Origin of the sequence: Vreelandella nanhaiensis, assembly GCF_003990185.1 — a bacterium.
GTDB lineage: Bacteria > Pseudomonadota > Gammaproteobacteria > Pseudomonadales > Halomonadaceae > Vreelandella > Vreelandella nanhaiensis.
Map to the genome: position 1 here is coordinate 273,933 of NZ_RZHF01000005.1, position 26,931 is coordinate 300,863.

The 26,931-nt window shown below is 56.6% G+C and carries 16 protein-coding genes; 12 read left to right on the top strand and 4 right to left on the bottom strand.

Annotated features, from left to right (window positions below; genetic code table 11):
- The 4 genes from ELY38_RS04895 to ELY38_RS04910 form a co-directional block, all read right to left on the bottom strand.
- Positions 1-480, bottom strand: a complete 480-nt coding sequence (locus ELY38_RS04895; RefSeq protein WP_127060377.1) for an Lrp/AsnC family transcriptional regulator — start codon at positions 478-480, stop codon at positions 1-3.
- An 8-nt stretch (positions 481-488) separates the two neighbouring features.
- Positions 489-1,505: a N(2)-acetyl-L-2,4-diaminobutanoate deacetylase DoeB gene (doeB, locus tag ELY38_RS04900; RefSeq protein WP_127060378.1), complete on the bottom strand. Its 1,017-nt coding sequence runs from the start codon at positions 1,503-1,505 to the stop codon at positions 489-491.
- A 36-nt stretch (positions 1,506-1,541) separates the two neighbouring features.
- Positions 1,542-2,741: an ectoine hydrolase DoeA gene (gene doeA / locus ELY38_RS04905; protein WP_127060379.1), complete on the bottom strand. Its 1,200-nt coding sequence runs from the start codon at positions 2,739-2,741 to the stop codon at positions 1,542-1,544.
- Positions 2,742-2,906: 165 nt separating this feature from the next.
- Positions 2,907-3,917 (bottom strand): DNA topoisomerase IB, encoded by a 1,011-nt coding sequence (locus ELY38_RS04910; RefSeq protein WP_127060380.1) that lies wholly within the window; start codon positions 3,915-3,917, stop codon positions 2,907-2,909.
- A gap of 168 nt (positions 3,918-4,085) precedes the next feature.
- Here ELY38_RS04910 and ELY38_RS04915 point away from each other — a divergent pair, with 168 nt between their 5' ends.
- From ELY38_RS04915 to glgB, 12 genes are all read left to right on the top strand, one after another.
- Positions 4,086-5,021: a 2-hydroxyacid dehydrogenase gene (locus tag ELY38_RS04915; protein ID WP_127060381.1), complete on the top strand. Its 936-nt coding sequence runs from the start codon at positions 4,086-4,088 to the stop codon at positions 5,019-5,021.
- Between the two features lie 308 nt (positions 5,022-5,329).
- Positions 5,330-6,046: a hypothetical protein gene (locus ELY38_RS04920; RefSeq protein ID WP_127060382.1), complete on the top strand. Its 717-nt coding sequence runs from the start codon at positions 5,330-5,332 to the stop codon at positions 6,044-6,046.
- 17 nt (positions 6,047-6,063) lie between these two features.
- Entirely contained in the window at positions 6,064-6,996 is a 933-nt protein-coding gene (locus ELY38_RS04925) for a LysO family transporter (protein WP_127060383.1), read from the top strand.
- 803 nt (positions 6,997-7,799) lie between these two features.
- Entirely contained in the window at positions 7,800-9,239 is a 1,440-nt protein-coding gene (gene glgA / locus ELY38_RS04930; RefSeq protein WP_246009068.1) for a glycogen synthase GlgA, read from the top strand.
- A complete protein-coding gene (gene treZ / locus ELY38_RS04935; RefSeq protein ID WP_127060385.1) occupies positions 9,232-11,061 on the top strand; it encodes a malto-oligosyltrehalose trehalohydrolase in 1,830 nt (609 codons plus the stop codon). The genes glgA and treZ overlap by 8 nt, the downstream gene beginning before the upstream one ends.
- Positions 11,058-13,199: a 4-alpha-glucanotransferase gene (malQ, locus tag ELY38_RS04940; RefSeq protein ID WP_127060386.1), complete on the top strand. Its 2,142-nt coding sequence runs from the start codon at positions 11,058-11,060 to the stop codon at positions 13,197-13,199. Before treZ ends, malQ begins: the two co-directional genes overlap by 4 nt.
- On the top strand, positions 13,192-16,014 hold the full coding sequence (gene treY, locus ELY38_RS04945; RefSeq protein WP_127060387.1) for a malto-oligosyltrehalose synthase: 2,823 nt from the start codon (positions 13,192-13,194) through the stop codon (positions 16,012-16,014). The genes malQ and treY overlap by 8 nt, the downstream gene beginning before the upstream one ends.
- 18 nt (positions 16,015-16,032) lie before the next feature.
- Positions 16,033-16,626, top strand: a complete 594-nt coding sequence (locus tag ELY38_RS04950; RefSeq protein WP_127060388.1) for a DUF2934 domain-containing protein — start codon at positions 16,033-16,035, stop codon at positions 16,624-16,626.
- Between the two features lie 51 nt (positions 16,627-16,677).
- Positions 16,678-18,876 carry a glycogen debranching protein GlgX gene (gene glgX, locus ELY38_RS04955; RefSeq protein ID WP_127060389.1) on the top strand — a complete coding sequence of 733 codons (2,199 nt, stop codon included), beginning with the start codon at positions 16,678-16,680 and terminating at the stop codon, positions 18,874-18,876.
- 58 nt (positions 18,877-18,934) lie between these two features.
- The gene (locus ELY38_RS04960; protein WP_127060390.1) at positions 18,935-20,974 is read left to right on the top strand and encodes an alpha-1,4-glucan--maltose-1-phosphate maltosyltransferase; all 2,040 of its coding nucleotides are present in this window, start codon (positions 18,935-18,937) and stop codon (positions 20,972-20,974) included.
- Between the two features lie 112 nt (positions 20,975-21,086).
- Complete coding sequence (gene treS, locus ELY38_RS04965) at positions 21,087-24,440, top strand: maltose alpha-D-glucosyltransferase (RefSeq protein ID WP_127060391.1); 3,354 nt, start codon at positions 21,087-21,089, stop codon at positions 24,438-24,440.
- Positions 24,433-26,670, top strand: a complete 2,238-nt coding sequence (gene glgB / locus ELY38_RS04970; RefSeq protein ID WP_222845108.1) for a 1,4-alpha-glucan branching protein GlgB — start codon at positions 24,433-24,435, stop codon at positions 26,668-26,670. Before treS ends, glgB begins: the two co-directional genes overlap by 8 nt.
- Positions 26,671-26,931 lie beyond the last annotated feature (261 nt).

A 26,931-nucleotide genomic window follows, 5' to 3' on the forward strand; every position in this document is an offset into this window, starting at 1 on the left:
TCACACACCGATATTCTCAACATCAATGCCAATTGGCTCGCGCTTGACCGTTTTGGTCACAATATAAGTAAAGTAACGCTCGATTCCTGCCTCAGAAACCAGCCACTTGTCCATCAATCGCTGGTAGCTATCAATCGTGCGGGCTTCAAACTTCACCAGGTAATCCACTCCCCCGCCCACGGCGACACATTCGGTAACCTCCGGGGTGTTCAAAACCAGGGCTTCAAAACGCGCGAAGCTTTCAGCGTTGTGGGCTTTAAGCTCGATCTGCACCCATACAGGGTTACGCGGCACCAGCACGTCGGCATTGATGCGCGCGGTGTAGCCTTGAATAACCCCCGCTTTTTCCAGGCGTTTGACCCTCTCCCAGCAGGGGCTGACCGAGAGGTTAATCGCCTCGGCCAGTTTGGACTTAGTGATTCGCCCGTCTCGGGAGAGAATATCGAGAATTTTGAGGTCAAAACGGTCAAGTTTCATCATGCCTTGGGCTATGCCTCCAGGCGTTCGACGACATCGGCAATTACCGCAATGGTATCCCCCATATTGACCAGCGCCGGGGCACGCCGTGCCATCAAAATGCCACCGCGTTCGGCACGGTAGGCAACCGGCTCGCTACCGGTGCGGGTCATATCGTACACGTAGGCCAACACCTGCCCTTGGGTTACCGTATCACCCAGCGCCACACATAGCTCAAGTACGCCGGAATGCTGGCTTTGTACGTAACAACGGGCATCAGGCATATCGAGATATACCTGCCCGTCTTCCGGCATTTCCACCTCGCCCGCTACTAAGCCGTAATGGATCAGAAAGTTGCGCACGCCGCGCTCGGTAATTGCCATGCTTTGGGGCGTGGAGGTGCCGCCGCCGCCAAGCTCAGTGGCCACAAATATCTTGCCCTGACGCTCGCAGGCGGTATCAAAAAGTTTTTCAGCGTCCAGCTCAAACATAACCATGGCATAAGGCGCGCCAAACGCTTTGGCGCCTTCCAGCGCAGCCTGTTGCTGGGTTTTATCATCCAGCACATGAGAAGCCCCAAACGGCAGAATATCCAGTGTGCGGCCACCGGAGTGTAGATCCAGCACTACATCGCTCATAGGTGCCAGCACTCGGGTGAAGTAGTCGGCAATTTGCAGCGTTACACTGCCGTTGGGGTCGCCTGGGAAGCTGCGGTTAAGGTTGCCTTTATCCATGGGCGAGGTTCGTTTGCCTGCCATTACGGCCGGCGTATTCATGCACGGCACGATAATGACCCGCCCGCTGACTTCCTCTGCAGTGAGCGCATTGGCCAGCTTGAGTAGCGACGTAATCCCTTCGTATTCATCGCCATGATTGCCGCCAGTTAGCAGAGCGGTGGGGCCCTCACCGTTTTTTACCACGGTAATCGGGATCATCACAGCCCCCCAGGCAGATTCATTCGTGGAGATGGGCAGCTTTAGAAAACCGTGCTGCACGCCGTCAGCATCAAAATCGACAGTGGCGGAAACCGGGCTCGGTCGCAGGGTCATAACGAATCCTTAGTCAATGGCTTAACGCTTAGTGCGTTATTTAACAAATAGCTGCCGGGGGAAATTGGCTAACGTTTCACAGCCTGTTTCAGTAATCAGGATGCTTTCGGTAATCTCCAGCCCCCAGTCGTCTACCCAAAGCCCAGGCATAAAGTGAAACGTCATGCCGGGCTGCAGGATGGATTCATCCGAGGGGCGCAGGCTCATGGTGCGCTCGCCCCAATCCGGCGGGTACGAGATACCAATCGGATACCCACAGCGCGCCCCACCCCGGTCAAAGCCATATTTATCCATGGCAGCACCCAATGCCATGGCAATATCCGCCGTGCGATTTCCCGGCTTAGCAACCGCCAGGCCGTTTTCGATCCCTTCCAGCAGGGCCGATTCAGCGCGAATAAAGTCGGTAGGTGGCCGACCCAGAAACACGGTGCGTGACATGGGCGCGTGATAGCGCTTGAACACTCCGGCAATCTCGAAAAACGTGCCTTCGCCTTCACGAAACGGCGTGTCGTCCCAGGTCAGGTGCGGGGCAGCTGCATCTTTACCGGTTGGTAGCATGGGCACGATGGCAGGATAGTCGCCGCCGTACACCTTGCCGTTTTCATCCACAAAGCCTTCAATCCCCACCCGATAAATTTCCGAGACCAGCTTGCTCTTGGGCAGGCCCGGCTCAATCACCTCCAGAATACGCGAGTGCATGCCTTCGACAATTTTGCCGGCAATGCGCATATAAGCGATTTCCTGAGGCGACTTGATCGCCCGGCACCAGTTCACTAGCGCATTGGCGTCAATAAAGCGGGCGTGAGGAAGCTCGCGCAGCAGGCTTTGGTAGGCCTTGGCAGAGAAATAGTAGTTATCCATTTCCATGCCTACCACGCCGGTATGCCAGCCGCGGTCAGGTAAGACGGATTGCGCTAGATAGTCCATCGGGTGCATATCCGGATTCTGGACGTAGTAATCCGGGTAATAGGTAATATTGGCTGGGTCAATCCAGCAGGTGCGTAGTGCTCCGTTAGCATCCATACGGCGCCCAAACCATACCGGCTCGCCTTCCAACCCGACCAGAACACACTGGTGCACATAAAAAGACCAGCCGTCATAACCGGTCAGCCAGGCCATGTTAGACGGGTCGCTAACGATCAATACATCAATGCCGCGGACGGCCATTTCAGCACGTACCTTCCACAGGCGTTGGGCATACTCTTCACGCGTGAAGGGCAGGGAAACCTGGGTCATCGGGTAACTCACCATCAAAGATCACCAAGAACCGGTGCGCGTTTAAGTCACGCCAAGCAACGGGCCAAAGGTTCGACCTGGCCCCGCCGCTGAAGGGCTTGCCAACGTCGCCTTAGCCCGATACTAGCACCCCCCCTTGGTTACGGGTCAAAACCTTTATGCCACTCAGTTCAATTGTTCTTTCAAACGGCTCCGTAAAAGCTCCAGTACGGCGCGCTCATCCGGGCCAATGAGCTGCTCGTTTTCAAGCTTCTGCTCAACTAACTGGCGAAAATGCTCCAGCGTACGGCCATCCAGGTAGCTCTCGACTACCCGGGGGTCAATGTAGCTGGCCTTGGCGATACTGGGCGTATTGCCAAGGGACTGAGCTACCCGCTCAACTGCCTGGCGTACGTTTTTCTGACTGACTTTCTCGTTTTCGCCAACGCCTAATTCTTCAAGCGCTAGTGCTGCAAGCGAAGTACCCGCCCAGGTGCGAAAATCTTTGGCGCTGAAGGCTTCGCCCATTACCTCATGGATATAATCGTTCAGATCAGCGCTATCGACGCGTACCTTATTACCCTCCTCATCGAAATATTTAAAGATTTCGTAACCGGGAACACCATCAAGCTCGGCGACCACTTGGGCGAGTTTAGCGTCCTCCACGACCCGATGCTGGTGCTGGCCACTTTTGCCCTGATAATCGAAAATCAGCTCGTCGCCCTCAATGGTCAGATGCTTGGAGCGCATGGTGGTTAGCCCGTAAGAGTCGTTTTCGCGCCGATAGCGCTCACTTCCTGGACGAAAATAGGCGCTGTCGATCAGACGTACCATGCAAGCCAACACCTTTTCCCGGGGCAGCCCCTCAAGCGCTAGATGCTGCCCCGTCACTCGGCGCATAGTGGTTAGTCGCTGGGCAAAGTCGACAATGCGGTCAAACTTTTTCGCCTCACGGGCTTCACGCCATTTGGGGTTATAGATGTACTGTTTGCGCCCGGCGTCATCGCGCCCTACCGCATAGATATGGTGGCGGCGGTTCAGCGTTATTTCGACCTCACGCCAGGCAGGAGGAATAGCCAGCGAGTCAATCCATTCCCGCCAGCGCGTATCGCGTAGCGTCTTTCCCGTTGCCGTTTTATAGGTGAACCCTTTGCCACTGCGGTGGCGAGTCACCTTACGAAGCGAGGCCTCGTGCATGGTAATTTCCCTTTACCGTAATGTTCATTTAAGCGTAGGCCAAACTTAGCGTTTCTTCGTAGTGGGCAAGAAGCAGTACGCATCCCACGGCAGCGGCAACTTGCAGCACACAATGCGCCTCGCTCATGATAGAGGCTCTAATAGCGTCATCATGTTTGCGGAGGCGAGATGAAAATTGTTGTGCATATCGATAATGCCCAGGAGTGGCGTGACGCCCTGACCCAGGCCCTACCCAATGCAACCGTCGTGACCAGCGACGCTGCTGAAGAAGAGCGCCTGGGGGCCGACTATCTTGCCGTATGGAAAGCACCTGCACACCTTTTGAAAGAACAAACGAAGCTGAAAGGCATTATCAATCTGGGCGCTGGGGTGGATCACCTGTTAAGTACCCCGGGTCTGCCCCCTCAAGTGCCTATCGTAAAATTGCGTGATGCGGGCATGGGCGATCTGATGGCTGACTACGTACTCTACGGCGTTTTGCACTTTTACCGCAGCATGGACCGTTACGCCGTTCAGCAAGCTAGCGCCCGCTGGCAGCCCCATAACGTAGTTGAAAAAACCGACTGGCCGGTAGGCGTACTGGGATTGGGTGCCATCGGTGCGTATGTAGCCAGCGCCTTGCAGCAGGCAGGTTTTCCCGTGCTGGGGTGGAGCCGCTCACCTAAAACCATAAAAGGGGTAAAGTGTTTGTACGGTGACGATGGGCTCGACACTCTCCTGCCTCAGGTGAAAACTCTGGTCACCATTTTGCCCGACACGGCGGCAACCAGACATATTCTTGATGCAAAGCGGCTGGCTCAGCTACCTGAAGGCGCCAGTATCATCAATCCCGGTCGGGGCAGTCTTATTGATGAACAGGCACTTCTTGATGCCCTTGGTGATTATCATAAACCGGGCCATTTGCGCGGCGCTCTGCTGGATGTCTTCCATCACGAACCGCTGCCTAGCGATAACCCTCTGTGGCAGCATTCACGTGTGATGGTAACGCCCCATATGGCGGCCCCAACTCCGCTTAGTGACGCGATTGACCAGGTTATTTCGTATTTAAATGCCTTTGAGGCCGGTGAAACGCTTCCTACCGTCAACCCAAGCCAAGGTTACTGAGCACGTTAAAACCTGCCGACAGCTCCTATGCTTGGTAAACGCTGACGACATTACCTTGGGTATGTCATAGGCAAGCCAGAACCAGTCTATGCTAAATGTTAAGATATACGCTTGTGGGTTTGGATATGTTTATATCAGGCTATAGAAAAGCGGGGCTGGCATCTTTTCGTGCCTAGGCACGTCATGGGGAAAAGAGCGAAGGCCATCATAGGGATCAGGGCTGTCGCTTTTTCGTCTGTCAAACACTCTTTAGCCCTACCCGACCGCCCGGCCTATTGGGCAATCGCCTGTTAACAAGGAGAGTCATCATGCGAGTAACCCGTTTGAAGTCCCCGTTCAGTGCTATCAGTGCTTTATCGGCCAGCACATTGCTGGGCAGTGCCTGCCTGTGTCTATTTTCCTTGCAGGCAAATGCGGGCGAAGAAGCGTCTGGCAAGCTTGCCGAGCTTATGCCTTTTAAAGCTCAGTACCGGCTGGAAACTCGTGGCTGGCCCGGGGCAACGATTACCCATACGCTCACGCAAGAAGGCTTGCACTGGCTAAGTGATATGAGCTTTTCGGTCACCATTGCGCGTGGTCAAGAGTACAGCCGCTTCTCGGTCAGCGATGACTCCATCCACTCGCTGCTGTATAACAGCAGCTACTCGCTACTCGGCGTGGGCGATAGCTACCAATTGAATGAAGACGCCATCCCGAGCATTGACCGTCAGGCTGCCTTAGTAGATTTATCCCGTCGTGCGGGCAACGAAGCATGCATGCAAAGTGCGCCCTGTGAACTTGAATTTGTTGACCATCGCGGCCGCGATGAGCATTTCCAGTATTACTCCGTGCCAGGACTACAGGTGGTGAGCGTACCGGCTGGTGAATTCGAGGCGCAACGGGTGATATTAAGCGATACCGAGAAACCCGACCGCCACCTGGAAATCAACTTTCATCCCGACTGGCCTGGCCTGATTCTTTCAGCGGAGTACCGCAAGGAGGGGCGCCGCCAAACCCGTATCAGGCTTACTCAATTCAACCCCTAAGCGAGCCCACCCTTTAGATGCTATCTGGATTATTGATTGTTCTATTGCCCCTGATAGTGGGCTATTTAATACGCGTTCGTTCTACTTCTCTGCAGCAATTGATCAACCGAGCCGTTAGCGGCTCGGTTTATCTTATTTTGCTATTCATGGGAATTAGCCTGGCCGGGCTTGAGAATCTGGCAAGCCAGCTTTCACGACTAGGGAGTAATGCGTTACTGCTATTCGGTATCACCACGGCATTTAATCTGGCAGCTCTCTGGTGGCTATCGCACCGGGTAGCGTTAAAAGCGGGTAACTCACCCGTGGTCAAAGATGCACCTACCAGTAAGCTTGCGGCAATGCAGGGTTCGTTGCTCTTGCTAGCTGTGGTAGCGGGCGGCGTTATAACAGGCCTGCTGTTTGGCCCCTGGCTAGGTGAAGCGCTGTTTACCACTGCCGACTTCATGGCCGAATGGGTGCTTTACGCGCTATTGGTGTTGATTGGCTGCCAGCTGCGTAATTCCGGCATGCCGCTTAGGCAAATTCTGCTCAACCGGCTGGGGCTTGCTATCGCGGTAACGCTGGCAGTTAGCTCTCTTCTGGCTGGGCTGGCCGCGGCGCCCTTGCTCTCGCTTAGCTGGAATGAAGGGCTCGCCATGGCCTCTGGCTTTGGCTGGTATTCGCTTTCAGCCATTTTGATCGGTGACCAGTTAGGGCCGTTAATGGGCGGCGTGGCTTTTTTTAACGACCTTACTCGCGAACTCCTGGCGTTTATTTTAATTCCACTAGTGATTCATCGCCATACGGCTCTTGCTATCGGCTATGGCGGCGCAACGTCAATGGACTTTACGCTGCCCGTGATTCAGCAGCACGGCGGCGTCGCCTGTGTGCCCGTCGCAGTGGTCAGCGGATTTATCCTTTCGCTGCTTTCACCTCCGCTGATTCTGTTCTTTCTTTCGCTTTCTGCATAAGGCGCGGGGATTCATCTGTCAGACTATCTACCAAAGCTATCTACGATAACTAGCAACACGCCTGCTGTCGGCCTATCCGCTGGCAGGCGAAATGTACTCTCTGGGCTTGGTCCACCTAAAGCGCACATTTTATCATCCAATTTTCAGGCCACTTTCTTCATCTCGTTTAAAATTTTAACAAATGAGCAGAAGTTTTATTCAGCCAGCGATTAATACTTACTCGTCAACCTATTGAGAAACAAAACCAATTCAAATAAATATAAACAAGAGAACATTTAACCCTCGTTAATATAACTCTTAAACATCATATTTTTTAATATTTTATTATCGTTAGTAAGCGTTTCCTGCCATATTATTGATATCTGCTTCCCCATTGCCCTACATACAGAGTTGATTTAGGTTATGGTTGAATGAAACCTCACCAGCGTATGCTTTTTTCAACTAAGCTATTTTAATAAAAATTTCCAACGAGAGGCATGACTGAGCGGTTACTAGCAGAGAGACAGGAAATTCATTAAAAAAGCGAGTTATCTAATTAAGCAAGTATTAACCATGATAGTCCAGGGAGATTGACCATGGGGGGAGTGGCTTTAGGTGAGGTTACTACCGATAAAAGCGAGCCGGACGAGAGCATAAAAGAAGTTGGCAGAAACTTAAAGCTAACTCCAGCCCAAACTTCTTTTATCTCTCATGACGTGATTGCTGACTATTGCTCTAATCACGGCGCTACTGATAACCGTAATAATAACATTATAGTTAAAAACAATAAAAATAGCCCTGACTCTCCACAACGCATTTTATTTGTGACCACTGAAATTACCGACTTCGTTAAAGTCGGTGGACTAGGTGATGTTTCATCGGCCTTACCCAGGGCACTATCGGTACATCACGATGTGCGTGTACTGATTCCTGCCTATCGGGAAATACTCGAATCCGAGTATGATATTATTCCCGTTGGCCATTTACCCGCTTTTGCCGACTTGCCCGCTTGCGATATAGGCAAGATAACCTGCCGCGATGGTCTGATCCTGTATGTACTGATGTGCCCTGAACTTTATGACCGCGAAGGTACCCCTTACGGGACGGGCTCCAGCGGCTATGGCGATGGTCAGGACAACGGCTGGCAAGATAACGATATCCGTTTTGCCCGACTCTCCCGGGCAGCGGCCGATATCGCGCTAGGTGAGGCAAATCTCGATTGGCAGCCCCAGCTATTGCATCTTAACGATTGGGCGTGCGGCTTGGCACCAGCCTATATGCACTGGCAAGGGCAGTCTATTCCAAGCGTGTTCACGATTCATAATCTGGCGTATCAAGGCATATTCAATGCTTCACGCTTGAGCGCGCTCGGCATTCCCGATGAAGCGTTTCATATCGAAGGTGTCGAGTACTATGGCGATCTTTCGTTCATGAAAGCAGGTATTGTCTATGCCTCGCATGTGACCACAGTTAGTGCCACCTACGCCCAGGAGATCACAACGCCGAAATTCGGGTGCGGCCTTGATGGGCTACTGCGCTGTAAAGCCGACCAGGGGCGCTTGAGCGGGATTCCCAACGGTATCGACGACTCCTGGGACCCGCGCACGGATAGCCATCTGATTCAGGCCTTCTCCTCCAACGATTGGAGCGGCAAACGAGCCAATGCCGACCATGTACGCCGCCATTTCGGCCTGACTCCCAGCCAAGGGCCACTGTTTGTGGTGATATCGCGTCTTGTGCATCAAAAGGGACTCGACCTGACCATTAAGGCTGCGAGAGCCATTGTGGATGCTGGCGGGCAGATCGTCTTCATGGGCAGCGGCGAGTGGCACGTAGAGGAAGCGCTGCGCGAGTTGGCCATACGTTTTCAAGGAGCTATTGCCGCCTACATCGGTTTCGACGAATACCAAGCGCGCTGCCTGTTCGCCGGGAGTGATTTTCTGCTAATGCCGTCACGCTTTGAACCCTGCGGATTGAGTCAGATGTATGCCCAGCGATTTGGCTCACTCCCCATTGCCCACAGAACCGGCGGGCTGGCTGACACGATTGAGGATGGCGTGACCGGCTTTTTGTTCGACGACATGCAGTTCGGCAGCTACATGCGGGCGATTCAGCGCGCTTTTTCCGTATACAAGTCGACCGACCTGTTCAATGCCATGCGCGGCGCGGCCATGACCGGGCGCTACCACTGGCGGCAGTCCATCGTGCCTTATAGCAAGCTTTATCAGCAGGCGCTTGAGCAGGAGTTGGTTAACGATGGCTAACCCGACTCAATTTCAACCCGCTTTCGGTGCGCACGTTATCAGGGAGGGACAGACACGGTTTACGCTCTGGGCACCGAACGCGCACCGGGTAGATGTGGAGGTCGAAGACCTGCCCAGCGCCACCATGGTGAAAGCCGATGAAGGTTATGTCACCGCCGAGATTGCCTGCGGCCACGGTGCTCGCTACCGCTACCGCATCTTCGGTGATGATAACGATCAGGGCAGCCTGATACCTGACCCAGCCGCCCGTGCCCAGGCCGGTGATATCGACGGGCCTAGCGTAGTGATTGATCCCTACCACTATCAATGGCGGAATCAAAGCTGGCAAGGGCGCCCCTGGCATGAAACGGTGTTCTACGAGCTGCATGTCGGTACGCTGGGCGGCTTTGAGGGTGTTCGCCAACACCTTCCCTATCTTGCTGAACTGGGTGTCACAGCCATTGAGCTGATGCCAGTCTCGGAGTTTCCGGGCGCCCGCAACTGGGGCTACGATGGTGTACTTCCATACGCGGTGGAAGCCTCCTACGGCAGCCCTGATGAACTGAAAGCTCTGGTTGATGAAGCGCACTCCCTGGGCCTGATGGTATTTCTCGACGTGGTGTATAACCACTTCGGCCCGGACGGTAACTACCTGGCAAGCTATGCCAGTAGTTTTTTTCGCGAGGATCTCGCCACGCCCTGGGGTCCTGCTATCGATTTTCGTCAACCCCAAGTACGGCGTTACTTTATCGACAATGCCTTAATGTGGCTTGAGGAGTATCGCCTGGACGGCCTGCGCTTCGATGCCGTTCATGCCATCAGCGAGCAGGACTTTCTGGTCGAGCTGGCAGAAACGGTACGCACCCAGATAGCGCCTGAGCGGCATGTTCATCTGGTGCTTGAAAACGAAGGCAACACCGCCAGCCTGCTCAATTCCGAGCAGTTTAACGCCCAGTGGAATGATGACTGGCACAACGTTATCCATGTACTCCTGACCGGTGAGACCGAGGGCTATTACAGTGATTTCGTCGACGACGCCACGGCCCGGCTGGCCCGCTGCTTAAGCGAAGGGTTTATCTACCAGGGCGCGCAGACGCGCCATGGCCGCGCCCGCGGCGAGCCCAGCGCCCACCTGCCCCCCACAGCCTTTGTGGCGTTTCTTCAAAACCATGACCAAACCGGCAACCGCGCCCTTGGCGAGCGTTTAAGCCTTCTTGCGGACCCTGACGCTCTCGCGGCAGCCACAGCACTGCTGCTGCTTTCACCCATGGTGCCCTTGCTGTTCATGGGCGAAGAGTGGGGGGCTACTCAGCCCTTTTTGTTCTTCACCGAGCACAAGGAGGAACTCGCTCAGGCGGTTCGCGAGGGGCGCCGGGCTGAATTTGCCGACTTCAGCGCCTTTCTGGATGAAAAGGCCCGCGAGCGCATACCTGACCCTAATGCCCTGAGTACCTTTGAGGCTTCAATCCCCGACTTTGACGCACGTGGAACGGCTCCCCATGCCGCTTGCCTGGAACGCTATCGCACCCTGCTGGCACTCCGTCATCAGCATATCGTACCGCGCCTTCAAAGCGCACGGGCATTAGGGGCTGAAGCAATCGGCGACAAGGCCGTGCTGGCCCGCTGGCAGATGAACGACGACACCCAACTGGTAATAGCGCTCAATTTAGGCAACCAGCCGGTCGCCATACCAGACTCAGACGTTCAAACACTGCGCGCCGAGCAATGCTTATACGAAACACGCGAAGGAGTGGCATCTACTACACAGAGTGGCCGCCTGCCCTCGGGTGCTGCTGCCGTGTGGCTACTGGATGGGCCGGGTAACAGTGAGGCAAGCCGATGAACCATAAACTTACCCAGCTCGCTGAAGCGGCCGGGTTATTGCTCGAATGGGAAAATAGCGACGGCGAACCGTGCCAGTTGTCCGAGTCAGTTCAACGTACCCTTCTGGAAATACTCGGCTTTCCAACCGAGAGTGAGGCGGCGCTTGATGAAAGCCTGCAGCGACTGAAACGTCTGCACGCGCCGGACCATCCTGCCGAGTGGCCACCGCTAATCACCGCTGATCCTGATACGCCCATCACACTACCATCGCCGCTATCCCCCGGCACGGCGTTTATATTGATACTCGAGGAAGGCAGCCGCGTAGAGGGCACGCTAGACCGCGACGGTATGCTGCCCAGTATCTCGGAAATCGGTTATCACCAGCTGCATATAGCCGATACCCAACTAACCTTGGCAGTCGCTCCACAGCGGTGTTTTTTCCCGAGTGAGGCTAGTAGTGAATCCACGCCTCGCTTATGGGGCCTGGCTGCCCAGCTTTATTCCCTGCGCCGCTCTGGGGATGGGGGTATTGGGGATGTCCTGGCGCTGGAAAATTTTGTTGCTCCTGCTGCAAAGCTCGGAGCGGATGCGCTGGCTATTAGCCCCACGCACGCCATGTTCAGTGCTAACCCTGATAATTACAGCCCTTACTCGCCCTCCACGCGGCTTCTCAATAATGTGCTTTATAGTGCGCCGGAAACCCTGTTAGGTGAAGACCGCGTTCGCGATGCCCAGGCACGCAATGGGCTGCAGGCAGAACTTAGTCGCCTGGAAACCGACGATTTACTCGACTGGCCCGGAGCGGCGCGGGCCAAGCTCTCCTGGCTGCGTTTTCTTTACGATGATTTTATGTCTTGTGAGGATGACGCCACTCAAGCCCTACGCCAGAAAATGCAGGAATTCCGTCAAGCTGGGGGCGAACTACTGGAAGATCACTGCCGTTTTGAGGCCCTGCAAAGGGAGTTTGGGCCCAGCAACTGGCGTGACTGGCCTGAAGCGCTTCGCGATCCTGCCAGCCCTGAGCTGGCTCGCTTTGCCGAGACGCGCGCCCACGAAATAGGCTTTCACGTTTTTCTACAGTGGTTAGCTGCCGATGGGCTGTCGCGCGCTCAGCACGCCGCTCGCGAGAACGGCATGGCGATAGGATTAATTGCTGATTTAGCCGTGGGCGCGGACGCCGCGGGTAGCCAGACATGGAGCCGGCAGGAAGATATGTTGGAAGGCGTCTCCATCGGGGCGCCCCCCGACCTGTTTAACGGCCAGGGGCAAAATTGGGGGCTGGCTGCGTTCTCGCCCTTCGGCCTGAAACGTTCGGGTTTTCGTAGTTTTATCGACATGCTGCGTAGCGCCTTGGCCCACGCCGGTGGGCTTCGGATTGATCATGTGCTCGGCTTGATGCGCCTATGGCTGGTACCTCAGGGTGCTTCCGCCACTGAGGGTGGCTACCTGCGTTATCCATTGGACGACATGCTCCGTCTGGTGGCCCTGGAATCCTGGCGTCATCGCGCCATCGTGATTGGTGAGGATCTTGGCACCGTGGCACCGGGCTTTCGCCAGCAGCTGGAAGCGCGCGGCATATTGGGTATGCAGGTGCTGTGGTTCGAGCAGGATAAAGACAGCAACTATCTTGCCGCTAGCCAGTGGTCCCCCGATGCGCTGGCCACCACCTCGACCCATGACCTGCCAACCGTAGCTGGCTGGTGGGCGGGCCGCGATATTGAATGGCGCGACCGGCTTGGATTGTTCAAGGCCAGCCAGAGCCTAGAGAGCGAGCTGCAGGCCCGGCGCCATGAACGGGCTAAACTTGCCACAACGCTTGGGCTGCTGGGCAGCACACCGACCACACAGACCTTGGAAGCTGCCGATATTCCCGCCTCGCAGGTGCTCGATGCCTGTGCACGCCATCTGGGCGGTACCTCCACCCCGCTGGTATTACTTCCGGTAGAGGATGTACTGGGGCTTGAAGAGCAGGCCAACCTGCCCAACAGCACGGACGAGCACCCGAACTGGCGCCGTCGCTGGGCAACCGATGCAAGCGACTTGCTGGCATCAGACGAAGTTCGTCAACGGCTTGGTGCGCTGACGCTTTCACGCAAAAGTGCGCTAAAGGAGACGACCTCACAATCTGCCCTGTTTGGGAGGCCGACCCATGAATGAGATCCGCGCGACGCTTCGACTCCAGTTTCATCGCGACTTCACCCTCAAGGATGCCGAACGTTGGGTAGACTACTATGCTGCCCTTGGCATCAGTCATATCTATGCCTCACCGCTACAAGTGTCGCGGGCTGGGTCCCCGCATGGCTACGACGGCGTTGACCCTACCCGCATCGACCCTGAACTAGGCGGCGAAGCTGCTCTGAAAAGTCTGGTTGCCCGGCTGCGCGAGCGCGGCATGGGATTGGTCCTTGATATTGTACCCAACCACCTGGCGGTGGGTGGCTCGGAAAATCTGTGGTGGCAGGACGTGCTGGCTTGGGGGAGTGATAGCCCCTACGCCAGCTTCTTCGATATCGACTGGCACTCTCCTGATCCCACGCTTAACGGCAAACTGCTCGTGCCGTTTCTTGGCGCCGCCTATGCCGAGATACTCAATTCAGGCGAATTGACGCTGGACTACGACGTCGAGGCGGCGGGCTTTCATGTCGATTATCACGAGCACCGCTTTCCTATCGACCCGCGTCACTACGGCGACATACTGCGCTTTTCTGAGCACAACACGCTATATGAACAGGCGGCTTTTTTCGAAGCCCTGCAGCAAGATAATGATGCCTACGCATCTGCTCAGGATGCGCGTCGCCAGTTAGGCAAGGTGATGGAATCGCCCGCGGCCCAGGCATCGCTCAGCGCTGTCATGAAATTATTTAACGGTGCGAGTAGTAACGGCGCCACTCGGCTTCATGCCCTGCTGGAACGTCAACATTACCGCTTGGCGTGGTGGCGCACCGCGTCCGATGAGATTAACTGGCGGCGTTTTTTTGACGTTACCGAACTGGGAGGGCTACGCATTGAAGATCCGGAGGTCTTCGAGGCCGTACATGCCCTGCCGTTACGTCTGGTCGAGGCAGGCTGGGTCGACGGCCTGCGCGTTGACCATGTTGATGGACTGGCCGACCCACGGGGCTACTGCCTACGCCTTCGCCAGCACCTGGATGCGATAGAGGAAAAACGCCCAAGTGACGCGCCCCGCCATGTCGCTCTGTATGTGGAAAAGATTCTGGGAGATGGTGAGACGTTACATACCGACTGGGGCGTGGATGGTACCAGCGGTTACGAGTTCATGAACGAGGTCTCGGGGATACAGCACGATCCGACAGGTAGCGCGCCGCTAAGGCAGTTATGGCGTGATGTTAGTGGCCGTGATCCTGACTTTTCTGCCGAGGTGCGCCTGGGTAGGCGCGAGGTACTTACCTCCTTGCTGACCAGCGAATTTTCGGCCTGTGCGCGGGCTCTGCATGCTGTTGCGCGTGCTCAATTGAGTAGCCGGGATATTACCCTGGCCGCGATCCGGCGGGCGCTGGAAGCATTGATTGTCCACTTCCCCATTTACCGCAGCTATGCCGACGATGCTGGCCGGCCAGATGCCGACACTCCCTTCTTTACCCAGGCAATGCAGGCCGCACGCCAAGCGCTCAATCCGCCGGATATTGCCGTTCTTGAAGCCTTGGAACGTTGGTTGGGGGGAGAGGCACCGCGTGATTGCGCCGAGGATGGCGAGCGCCAGCTGCGCCAGCGCGCCATTACTCGTTTTCAACAGCTTACCTCGCCGGTTGCCGCCAAGGCGGTCGAAGATACTGCTGGGTATCGCAGTGCGGTACTGATTTCGCGTAACGATGTGGGCTTTGACGGAGAGCATTTTAGCCACTCTTCTGAGCACTTCCACAAGGCGAATGCCCGACGTGCCCGTGACTTTCCTGGCTCCCTCGTGACCACCGCCACCCACGACCACAAGCGGGGCGAAGATGTACGTGCCAGACTTGCTGCACTGAGTGAACAGGCGGTGATCTTCACAAGCCAGGTTGAGCGTTGGCGAAAGATGGCCGCACCACTGCGCCAGTCATTGCCCGAGGGACTCGCGCCCTCACCGGGCGATGAATTAATTCTTTATCAGATTCTACTGGGGGCTTGGTCGCCGACGCTCGACCCGCAGGACGATGAGGCCCTTGAGCACTTTAACCAGCGATTGGCTGCATGGCAGCTAAAAGCTTTGCGCGAAGCCAAGCTGCGTAGCCACTGGCTGTGGCCTAATGAGGCTTACGAATCAGCTTGCCGCACATTTTTAGAAGGGTTGCTAACCACCGCGCCCCTGCGGGATTCGATCGCCGCTGCCGCACGGACCCTTGACCTGCCGGGCGCCATTAACGGCTTGGTGCAGACGGTACTGCGCTTAACCGTACCCGGCGTGCCGGATCTTTACCAGGGAAGTGAGTTCTGGGACTACAGCTTGGTAGACCCTGATAATAGACGCCCTGTTGACTACGGCCTACGTAAAGCAGGACTTGATCAGGCGCTACCGCCCACCGAGGCCCTGCGTACCTGGCGTGATGGGCGAGTAAAACAAGCGCTGATTACCCGGTTGCTGGGGCTGCGCCATCGTAACCCCCTGCTGTTTGCCCACGGCGACTACCACCCGATTGTGGCGGACGGCGAACTTGCCAATCACGTGGTGGCCTTTACCCGGCGCTATAGCAGCTACCAATTACTGGTGGTAGTCCCCCGGCTCACCGCCAACCTATTGGATGACACCGACAGACCGCATATTTCACAAAAGCGCTGGGAGGATACATTCCTGCAACCGCCCCCCGGTTGCTGGCAAAGCGTTTTAACCGAGGCAACCCTGAAAGTAGACAACGCTGGCATTTCTGTTGCCAGCCTGCTTGCTGAGCTACCCGTGGGTGTTTTTCTACGCGCTGGCCACACGGACAGCAATACTGAAGCCCCGCCATTACATCAACATAGTGAACCATTGAAATAGCACATAGGGAGAGCTGAGATGACTGACGAAGAGCGCGTACGTCAACTGGCCTACAGCATTTGGGAAGCTGAAGGACGCCCTGAAGGGCAACAACAACAACATTGGGACAGGGCAGTCAAGATAGTGGCTGCCGAACAAGCTGCTGGCAACGAAGCCGAGCTGGAAGAAGTAGGCGAACCGCTCGACGAGGCGCCTATCCTGGAGGATGACCTTCCCTTGGAAGAGGACGAGATAGGTATCCAGGAGAGCCGCCTTCCACTGGAAGACCCCAATGGCGACCCCTCATTCGATGAAGCCCCTTTTCGAGATGATATGTCGGTAGGGCAGGACGTGCCTGTACAGGACCGCGGTCATCCACTTCAGGAACCCACCCCCGAAGAAACGGCAGGTTCAATGGAGCCAATGCCCGAAGAATCTGCCACTGTGAAACGCGCCCAGCGCCCTCGCCGCAGCAGTGAAGAGCTGTCCACTACCGATGAGGCAGAAGGCAAGAAAACCCAGCGTGCCCAACCCAAGCGCAAGGCGGCAGGGTCGAAACCCGAACCCACGCCAGCCAAGAAAGCTGCTCCCAAAGCGAAGAAAGCGAAGAAAACGGACAAGCCAAGCGAGTAGAACTAAAGCGGCCACTAATGAGAGCACCCAACAGGCTCAAGGACGAATGCAATGAATACAAGCCAAACCACGCGGGACAGCGATAGCTCCGTCGCCACAGATGAATCTCCCAGCGTCATACGGCAGTCCCGCGTACATGAAGGATGGTCGTTTCCTTTGGGCGCCAACTGGGATGGCCTAGGCGTGAATTTTGCGCTGTTTTCGGCGCATGCCACCCGGGTAGAGCTGTGCCTTTTTGATGAAACCGGCGAACATGAGCTGGAACGCATTGAATTACCCGAGTATACCGACGAAGTGTGGCACGGCTACCTGCCTGATGTGCGGCCTGGTCAGCTCTATGGCTACCGCGTGTATGGTCCTTATGCACCGGAAGAGGGGCATCGCTTCAACCCCAATAAGCTGCTACTCGACCCCTACGCCAAGCAGATCGTTGGCGAGATCAAGTGGGACGAGGCGCTATTCGGTTACACCATTGGCCATCCGGATGGCGACCTGAGCTTCGATGAACGCGACAGCGCACCGTTCATGCCGAAATGCAAAGTTGTGGACCCGGCCTTCACCTGGGGGCGCTCGCGAGGGGTACAGCTTCCTTGGGATAAGACCATTCTCTATGAGACTCATGTTCGTGGCTACACCATGCGCCATCCATCGGTACCTGAAGCGCTACGTGGTACTTTTGCCGGGCTGATGGTCAACGATGTGGTCGACTATATCCGCTCACTTGGAGTGTCGTCGGTTGAGCTTTTACCCATCCACGCCTTTGTTGATGACCAGCATCTGTTGGAACAGGGGCTACGCAACTACTGGGGCTATAACACCCTCGGGTTCTTCGCCCCCCATTCTCGCTACCTTTCTGGCGAAAACGTAAATGAATTCAAGGAGATGGTTGCACGCTACCATGCCGCGGACCTAGAAGTCATTCTTGACGTGGTCTACAACCACACGGCAGAAGGCAACGAGCTTGGCCCGACCCTTTCCTTAAAGGGAATTGACAACGCCTCCTACTACCGGCTGATGCCGGACGAGCCACGCTACTATATCGACGACACGGGCACCGGTAACACTCTGAACCTGAGCCACCAGCGTGTTCTGCAAATGGTCACCGACTCCCTGCGCTACTGGGCCACGGAAATGCGCGTTGATGGCTTTCGTTTCGACCTGGCCACCATCCTCGGTCGTGAACCGCACGGCTTTGACGAGGGTGGCGGCTTTCTCGATTCCTGTCGCCAAGACCCTATTCTCAGCCAGGTAAAGCTGATCGCCGAACCTTGGGATTGCGGCCCCGGTGGCTATCAGGTGGGTGGTTTCCCGCCGGGTTGGGCGGAGTGGAATGACCAGTTCCGCGATACTGTGCGTGCCTTCTGGCGGGGCGACGAGGGGCAATTGCCGGAGCTTGCTACCCGCCTCATGGGGTCAGCGGATTTCTTCAAACGTCGTGGTCGGCGACCGTTCGCGTCAGTCAACTTCGTCACGGCCCACGATGGCTATACCCTTTACGACCTGGTGGCCTACAACGATAAACATAACGAGGCAAACGGCGAGAATAATCAGGATGGCCACAGCCACAACCTGTCGTGGAACCATGGCGAAGAAGGCCCAAGCGATGATGAAGAGATCCAGGCGCTGCGGTTACGCCAGATCCGTAATTTCATCGCCACCACACTGTTCTCGCAGGGCACGCCCATGCTGTTGGCAGGCGATGAGCTGCTGCGCACCCAACAGGGCAACAATAACGCTTACTGTCAGGACAACGAGATCAGCTGGCTGGACTGGAACCTAGACGGTGATGCCCATGCCATGATCGAGTACGTCCGCCGGGTGAATGCGCTGCGGCTGCGCTACCCCATTCTGCGGCGCGGGCGCTTCCTCTCGGGTGAATACAACGAGGAAATGGGGCTCAAGGAAGTGACCTGGCTGGCCCCGGATGGCAACGAAATGAGCGTTGAGCGCTGGGAAGATCCCGAGGCCCGCACCCTCGGGCTGATGCTGGACGGTCGTGCCCAGCCCAGCGGCATACGCCGCGCCGGCGCCGACGTTACTTTGTTGCTGATTTTCAATGCGCACCACGAAGCTGTGGCTTTTCACCTACCCGAAGCCCCCAGCGGTGCCGGATGGCTATGCCGCCTTGATACCAGCCGGACCACTAAGGAAGACCCTTTCCAACGTGCGTTTGGGGAAGAACATGTAATGGAAGGCCGTTCGTTAGCTCTGCTGGAACTCGTGCAGCAGGCTGATAACGCCGCTACCTAGCCATGAGGCAGCGCGTCTATGCCCACGCGCACTTTCGCGCTGCAAGGAGAAGCATGCAATGAGTTCATCCGTCACTCCAGTCTCCCACTCTCTTCCAGCGCAAGAGCAGGAACTAAATGATGTTATGGCAGCGGTCCAGGCACCGCGTATTGCGATTGAATCTGTCACGCCCTCCCTTGATAACGGGCGTTTTGCAGCCAAGGCGGTGATTGACGAGCCAGTACTGGTCAAAGCGACAATTTTCGCTGACGGCCACGATGTGCTAGCGGCAGCCGTGTGCTGGCAAGATGACGAGGGACGACAACAGCGCGTGCCTATGCACCCGGCCAAGCCCTTGGGGCTGGATGTATGGGAAGGCAGCTTCACCCCGACCCGGGTGGGCCGCCACGCTTTTACTATCGAAGCCTGGTGGGATATTTACGCGACTTACCGCTATGAACTCGCCAAGAAACATCAGGCAGGCGTTCCCATCAGCCTCGAACTCGAAGAAGGCAGGCAGCTGATCGAGCGTGCCGCTGAGCGTGCCTCCGAACTCAACAATGGAGCGCTCAACGAAGCATTGCTTGCCCTTCATGAGCAATTTCAGCTAACCCCCCAGGAGGGCGAACGTGTCGCGCTACTGCTGGATAGCGGCACAGCTCAATTGATGCACGAAGCGGACCCACGCCCGCATCTCACGCAAAGCGATGTTATCTATCCTCTTGATGTGGAACGTCTTAAGGCGCGCTTTGCCAGCTGGTATGAGCTGTTCCCCCGCTCGGAAACCGACGACCCCAGCCGCCATGGCACATTCAAGGATGTTCATAAGCGCCTGCCCATTATCCGCGACATGGGTTTTGATGTGCTCTATTTCCCGCCCATTCACCCGATAGGCCGTAAGCATCGCAAAGGGCCCAACAATAGCCTGGAAGCCGGGCCAGACGATCCCGGTAGCCCTTACGCGATTGGCAGCGACGAGGGCGGGCACGAGGCCATTCATCCGGAGCTCGGTACCCGCGAGGATTTCCGTGAGCTTGTACGTGTTGCCGGTGAACATGGCTTGGAAATAGCGCTTGATTTCGCTATCCAGTGTTCTCCAGACCACCCGTGGCTCAAGGAGCACCCCGGCTGGTTCTCCTGGCGGCCTGACGGTTCGATCCGCTACGCCGAGAACCCGCCCAAGAAGTACCAGGACATCGTCAATGTCGATTTCTACGCCAAGGATGCTGTTCCTGAGCTATGGACCGAGCTGCGCGATGTGGTGCAGGGCTGGGTTGATGAAGGGGTGAAGATCTTTCGCGTTGATAACCCGCATACCAAGCCGTTGCCCTTCTGGGAATGGCTTATCGCCGATATTCGCAGGCGCGACCCTGATGTGATCTTTTTGGCGGAAGCCTTCACTCGCCCGGCCATGATGCTGCGTCTGGGCAAGCTGGGCTTTACCCAGAGCTACACCTACTTTACCTGGCGCCACTCCAAGGCCGAGTTGACCGAATACTTCACTCAGTTGAATGAACCACCGCTACGTGATGGGTACCGGCCCAACTTCTTCGTCAACACGCCGGATATCAACCCCTACTTTCTGCAGACTTCAGGGCGGGCCGGTTTTCTGATTCGTGCCGCGCTTGCCACGATGGGTTCAGGCTTATGGGGTATGTATTCAGGGTTTGAACTCTGCGAAGGCGCCCCGGTGCCGGGTAAGGAGGAGTATCTCGACTCTGAAAAATACGAGATTCGCCCGCGCGACTACAGTGCCCCTGGCAATATCATCTACGAGATTGCCCAGCTTAACCGACTTCGGCGAGAAAACCCGGCGCTGCACACCCATCTGGGCGTGTCCTTCCATCCTATACACAACGACCGCTTGCTACTCTTCACCAAGGCTACCGAAGCGCTCGATAACGTGATTCTTGTCGCCGTGAATCTTGATCCTTTCGAGCCGCAGGAAGGCACGTTCGAGTTGCCCTTGGCGCTGTTCGGTCTACCTGAGGAGGCGGCGCTGCACGTGGAAGATCTAATGAGTGGAAAACGCTGGACATGGCAGGGCCGATGGCAGTCGGTGCACCTCGACCCCGGCGTCCTGCCGTTTGCCGTCTGGCGCATCCACCCGGTTAACTAGTCGGCTCACTCGTCATTCAGGGAAATGCATTTGTAGTAGATTCAACGATGAGCCGCTCTATCGAGGCTCCGGTTGATTCGTTTACACCGATCAAAGCAGGGAGAGCAAGCCAATGATGGATGCTAGCAGCGAAACACACGCCGTCGAGGCCCTGGATTTTCTTGATGACCCGCTCTGGTACAAGGATGCAGTGATCTACCAGGTGCATGTTAAATCGTTCTTTGATGCCAACGATGATGGCATCGGCGATTTTGAAGGCCTAATCCAGAAGCTGGACTACATCGTAAGCTTAGGCGTGAACACGATCTGGATATTGCCCTTCTACCCGTCACCGCGCCGTGATGACGGCTACGATATTGCTGAATACACCGGCGTCAGCCCCGACTATGGCACGCTGGAGGATGCCAAGCGCTTTATCAAGGAAGCGCACCAGCGTGGCTTGCGGGTAGTGACCGAGCTGGTCATCAACCATACTTCTGACCAGCACGAGTGGTTCCAGCGCGCCAGACAGGCGCCTGCGGGGTCGCCGGAACGGGACTTTTATGTCTGGTCAGACACCGACCAGGCGTACTCCGGCACGCGCATCATCTTCCTGGATACCGAATCCTCCAATTGGACCTGGGACCCGGTGGCAGGTGCCTACTACTGGCACCGTTTCTACTCCCACCAGCCGGATCTCAACTTTGATAACCCCGTAGTGCTTGATGAGATAATCAAAGTCATGGAGTACTGGCTCGATTTGGGGGTCGATGGCCTGCGCCTGGACGCTATTCCGTATCTGGTTGAGCGCGAGGGCACCAACAACGAGAACCTGCCCGAAACCCATGTCGTGCTCAAGAAAATACGCGCAGTGCTCGACGAGCGCTACCCTGACCGTATGCTGCTCGCCGAAGCCAACCAATGGCCTGAGGATACCCGGCCCTACTTCGGTGATGGCGACGAGTGCCATATGGCATTCCATTTCCCCTTGATGCCACGCATGTACATGGCACTCGCCCAAGAAGATCGCTTTCCAATCACCGATATTCTGCGCCAGACGCCGGAAATCCCCGCCACCTGCCAGTGGGCGATCTTTTTACGTAACCACGACGAGCTGACGCTCGAAATGGTCACCGATAAGGAGCGCGACTACCTGTGGAACCATTACGCCGCTGATCGTAGAGCACGCATTAACCTAGGTATTCGTAGGCGCCTGGCACCGCTTTTGGAGCGTGACCGGCGGCGTGTCGAACTGCTCAACAGCCTGCTGCTTTCCATGCCGGGCACCCCTGTGCTGTATTACGGTGACGAGATTGGCATGGGTGACAATATTTACCTTGGCGACCGTGACGGTGTACGCACCCCCATGCAGTGGTCGGTTGACCGTAACGGCGGGTTCTCCCGCGCCGACCCGGCAAGCCTGGTATTGCCACCGATCATGGACCCCCTGTATGGCTACCAGACCGTCAATGTCGAAGCGCAGGTGCGTGACCCGCACTCGCTGCTCAATAACATGCGCAGGCTGCTCGCCGTGCGCAGTCAGCACCGCGCCTTCAGCCGCGGCACCATGCGACCGCTCTACCCGACCAACCGGCATATCCTGGCCTACCTGCGTGAGATGACTCTCGATAATGGCGAGACGGAAACGCTGCTCTGCGTGGCTAATGTGGCCAGTACGGCGCAAGCGGTGGAGCTTGATCTTTCGGCGTTCGCCGGTAAGGTGCCGGTTGAAATGGTCGGCGGCAGCGCCTTTCCGCCCGTGGGCAGCCTGTCTTACCTGCTGACGCTTCCGCCCTACGGTTTTTTCTGGTTCCTGCTGGCCCCAGCAACCGCCATGCCCGAGTGGCATACGCCGGTGCCCGAGCCGATGCCGGATTTCGTCACTCTGATTATCAAGAAGCGCCTTGAAGAGATTTTTGAAGGCTCATCAAAGCAGCTTCTTGAACGTGAGACATTGCCGCATTATCTGACCAAACGGCGCTGGTTCGCGGCCAAGCAGGCGCGTATCGAGGATATCCGCTTACACTCGCTGGCAAGCCTTGAGCACAGCGGCCATACACTGCTGTTCAGCGAGCTGGAAATCACCCATGCCCAAGGTAACGAACGCTACCAATTACCCCTGGCATTCCTGGGTGAGGATGAGCAAAGCAGTCCCCTTGCCCAACAGCTTGCCATGGCCCGGGTACGCCGCTTTCATGAGGTGGGCCTGCTCACCGATGCACTCACCCTGGATGCCTTTACTCTCGCCGTTCTTGACGCCATGCGTCAGGCAGTTGTGCTGCCAAGCTCAAAAGGCGCTATTCACTTCCTGCCCACCCCTGAGCTTGTTGAGCTGGCGTTACCCGAGCATCCCGAAATCGCGCAGCAAGGTGCTGAGCAATCCAATAGCTCGGTGGTTATCAATCATCAGCTGGTGCTCAAGCTGTTTCGCCGCCTGGAGACAGGCGTTCATCCAGAGGCAGAAATCGGTCGTTACCTGACCGAGCGGGGCTTTATCAACACCGCGCCACTGCTTGGGGAAGTGACCCAGCTCGATGAACAGGGCACTCCGCAGACCCTGATGATCCTGCAGGGCTTTATCGATAACCAGGGCGATGCCTGGTCATGGACCCGCACCACGCTTGAGCGCGCCATTCGTGAAGCGCTAGCGGATGATCACCAAGGGCGCGAGTTCGCCCGGGATGAGACCCATTACGGCGCGTTTGAGGAATTAGAAGCATTTTCCGCCACTCTGGGTCGTCGACTGGGCGAGTTGCACATGGTGCTGGCAATGCCCAGCAATGACCCTGCGTTCATTACCGAGGTAGCCGGCCCCAGCCATGTCGCGCACTGGAAACAGCGTGTGACTCAGCGTGTTGAAGAAGCGCTGGACCTGCTCGAACGTCACATTGGCGCTGCAAGTGAAGCCGAGCAGCTGATTGCATCAAGCATTCTGGCGCAGCGCGATACTCTCTTGGCCTCCATTGCGTATATGGCAGACCTTGCCGAGGGTAGCCTTATCACGCGTATCCATGGCGATCTGCATCTTGGACAGGTGCTGGTAGCGCATGACGATGCCTATATCATCGATTTTGAAGGTGAGCCCGCCCGCCCGCTTGAGGAGCGGCGCGCCAAAGATAGCCCACTTCGCGATGTGGCCGGCATGTTGCGCTCATTCGACTACGCTTATGCCAAGATTGAAGAAGCCAAGCCCAGTGGCAACGAAGGCGCTGATCCCCACATGGGTACCGGCCACGACGTGGTAGAACAGTATCTGCTTAGAGGACGTCAGGTATTTCTGAATGCCTATTGGCAGGCCACGCTGGATATTCCTCACGAATGGAAACAGGCAAACGGTGCCGCAGCAGCAGTTGATCTCTTCGTTCTCGAAAAGACAGCCTACGAAATTGCCTACGAAGCCGCTAATCGCCCCGCCTGGCTGGGAGTACCACTGCGCGGCCTAGCGGCGCTTGTCGCACAACTGAGTCCAGGAGAGCCCCATGAATGAGGCTATGCACACCAGCTCTACATCAAGCCTCACGGTGGATCGTACCTTGTGGTTGACCGACGACGACGCCAACGCGCTAGTACAAGGTACCCATCGTGATCCTTTCTCGTTGCTCGGGTTACATACTGATGACACAGGCCCTTACCTGCGGGTATTTATGCCCGGCGCCGTGGGGGTAGATGTACTCGACCGTGAAGACGACACCTTGCGCAACTGCCTGACGAGTATGCAGATTCCCGGGTTATTCGCCGCCAGGCTATCTCACGGCGCACCTTATCGGCTGCGTATTCGTTGGCCCCAGGGCGAGCAGATAACCGAGGACCCTTACAGCTTCGGCTTGCTGCTGGGTGAAATGGATCTTTACCTGTTGGGCGAGGGCAATCACCGCAACCTGGGACACTGCCTAGGCGCGCAGCCCATGACGGTGGAAGGCGTTCAGGGTGTACGCTTCGCCGTTTGGGCACCCAATGCAAGGCGGGTGTCGGTGGTCGGCAACTTCAATAGCTGGGACGGGCGTCGCCATGTAATGCGCCTGCGTCACCCAGCCGGAGTATGGGAGTTGTTCGTGCCAAGGATTGGGCCAGGAGAGTCGTATAAATACGAGATTCTTGAGCCCCAGGGCACACTCGGCCTGCGCGCTGACCCTGTAGCGCTTGCCACTGAAGCGCCGCCCCGCACCGCCTCAGTGGTAGCCGATACCACGCCCTTCACCTGGCATGATGAAGCGTGGATCGCCAGCCGTGAAAAGGTTCATGCCGCGTCACGGCCCATCAGTATCTACGAAGTGCATGCTGCTTCCTGGCGCAAGCATGGCGGTGACAACGGCGAACTCTACAGCTGGCGTGATCTGGCCACGTATCTGATTCCTTATGTGCTCGATATGGGGTTCACCCACGTCGAGCTCATGCCCATCATGGAGCACCCTTTCGGTGGGTCTTGGGGATATCAGCCGCTCAGCCAGTTTGCCCCCAGCGCCCGCTTCGGCACGCCTGCCGACTTCGCCTACTTTGTCGATGAGTGCCACCGCGCGGGGCTCGGCGTGATACTCGACTGGGTGCCCGCCCACTTCCCCACCGATCCTCACGGCTTGGCCCGCTTTGACGGCACCGCCCTATATGAGTACGAGCACCCTTTCGAGGGGTTTCATCAAGACTGGAACACCTTCATCTACAACCTGGGCCGGAGAGAAGTGCACGGTTTCATGCTGGCCTCGGCGCTGCACTGGCTGAAGCATTTCCATATCGATGCTCTGCGCGTGGATGCCGTGGCCTCGATGCTCTATCGCAACTACTCGCGCAACGAAGGCGAGTGGATCCCTAACCGCCACGGCGGCCATGAAAATCTCGAAACCATCGATTTTTTGCGTCACCTCAATGAGGTCATCGCCGAGGAAGTCCCCGGTACAGTAGTCATCGCCGAGGAATCCACCGCCTGGCCCGGTGTGACACAGCCAACAGAAAAAGGCGGGCTGGGGTTTGCTTATAAATGGAACATGGGCTGGATGCATGACACGCTGGAGTACATTTCTAAAGACCCGGTCTATCGCGCCTACTCGCATCACGAAATGACCTTTCCTATGGTTTACGCCTTTTCGGAGCGTTACGTACTGCCGATTTCTCATGATGAGGTGGTACACGGCAAGGGTTCGCTGATCGGTAAAATGCCCGGCGACGAGTGGCAGCAATTTGCCAACCTGCGCGCCTATCTTTCCATCATGTGGTCGCAGCCCGGCAAGAAGCTTTTGTTCATGGGTTGCGAGTTTGGCCAGTGGCGTGAGTGGAGCCATGACCGGGAGCTGGATTGGTCGTTGCTTGCTGAACCCCGTCACGCCGGTATTCATCGGCTGCTGGGTGACCTCAACCGCTGCTACCAAACGCTTCCCGCGCTGCACGAATGCGATAGCGAGCCCCAGGGGTTCACCTGGGTAGTGAGCAATGATGAAACCAATAGCGTGTTTGCTTGGCTGCGCTGGAGTGCGACAGGCGAGCCACTGCTGGTGGTTGCCAATATGACGCCGATCCCCCGCCATGGGTATCGCCTGGGCGTGCCGTTGGCAGGCAGTTGGGAAGAGTGCCTGAACAGCGACGCCGAATGCTATGGCGGCTCCAATATGGGTAACCTGGGGCGCATTACGGCAAAAGATGCCCCGTTGCATGGGCAAAGTGCCAGCCTTGAGCTGACCCTGCCGCCGCTGGCGGTGTTGCTGTTGCGCCCCGCTGGAGCACTTTAGGTTCAGCCTTTATAAATTAAGCCCCCAAAGCCCCTGGCGCTTTATCGTGCCTGGGGCTTTTTTGCTTCGACATGCAGGTAAACGGCGGCTCCAATCAGAGCATACGACAGCTTTTCAGCTTGCTGTTTCAGGGCCTACGCACTGCCAGCCCCTCCGGTTTGAAATGAGTAAGGTAACGTTTAGCTTCTTAATTAGCATCGCGTTAAACATTGGTGAGTCGCTACTGTGGCACCGGCACAAATTAGGTAGGATAACTGCCAC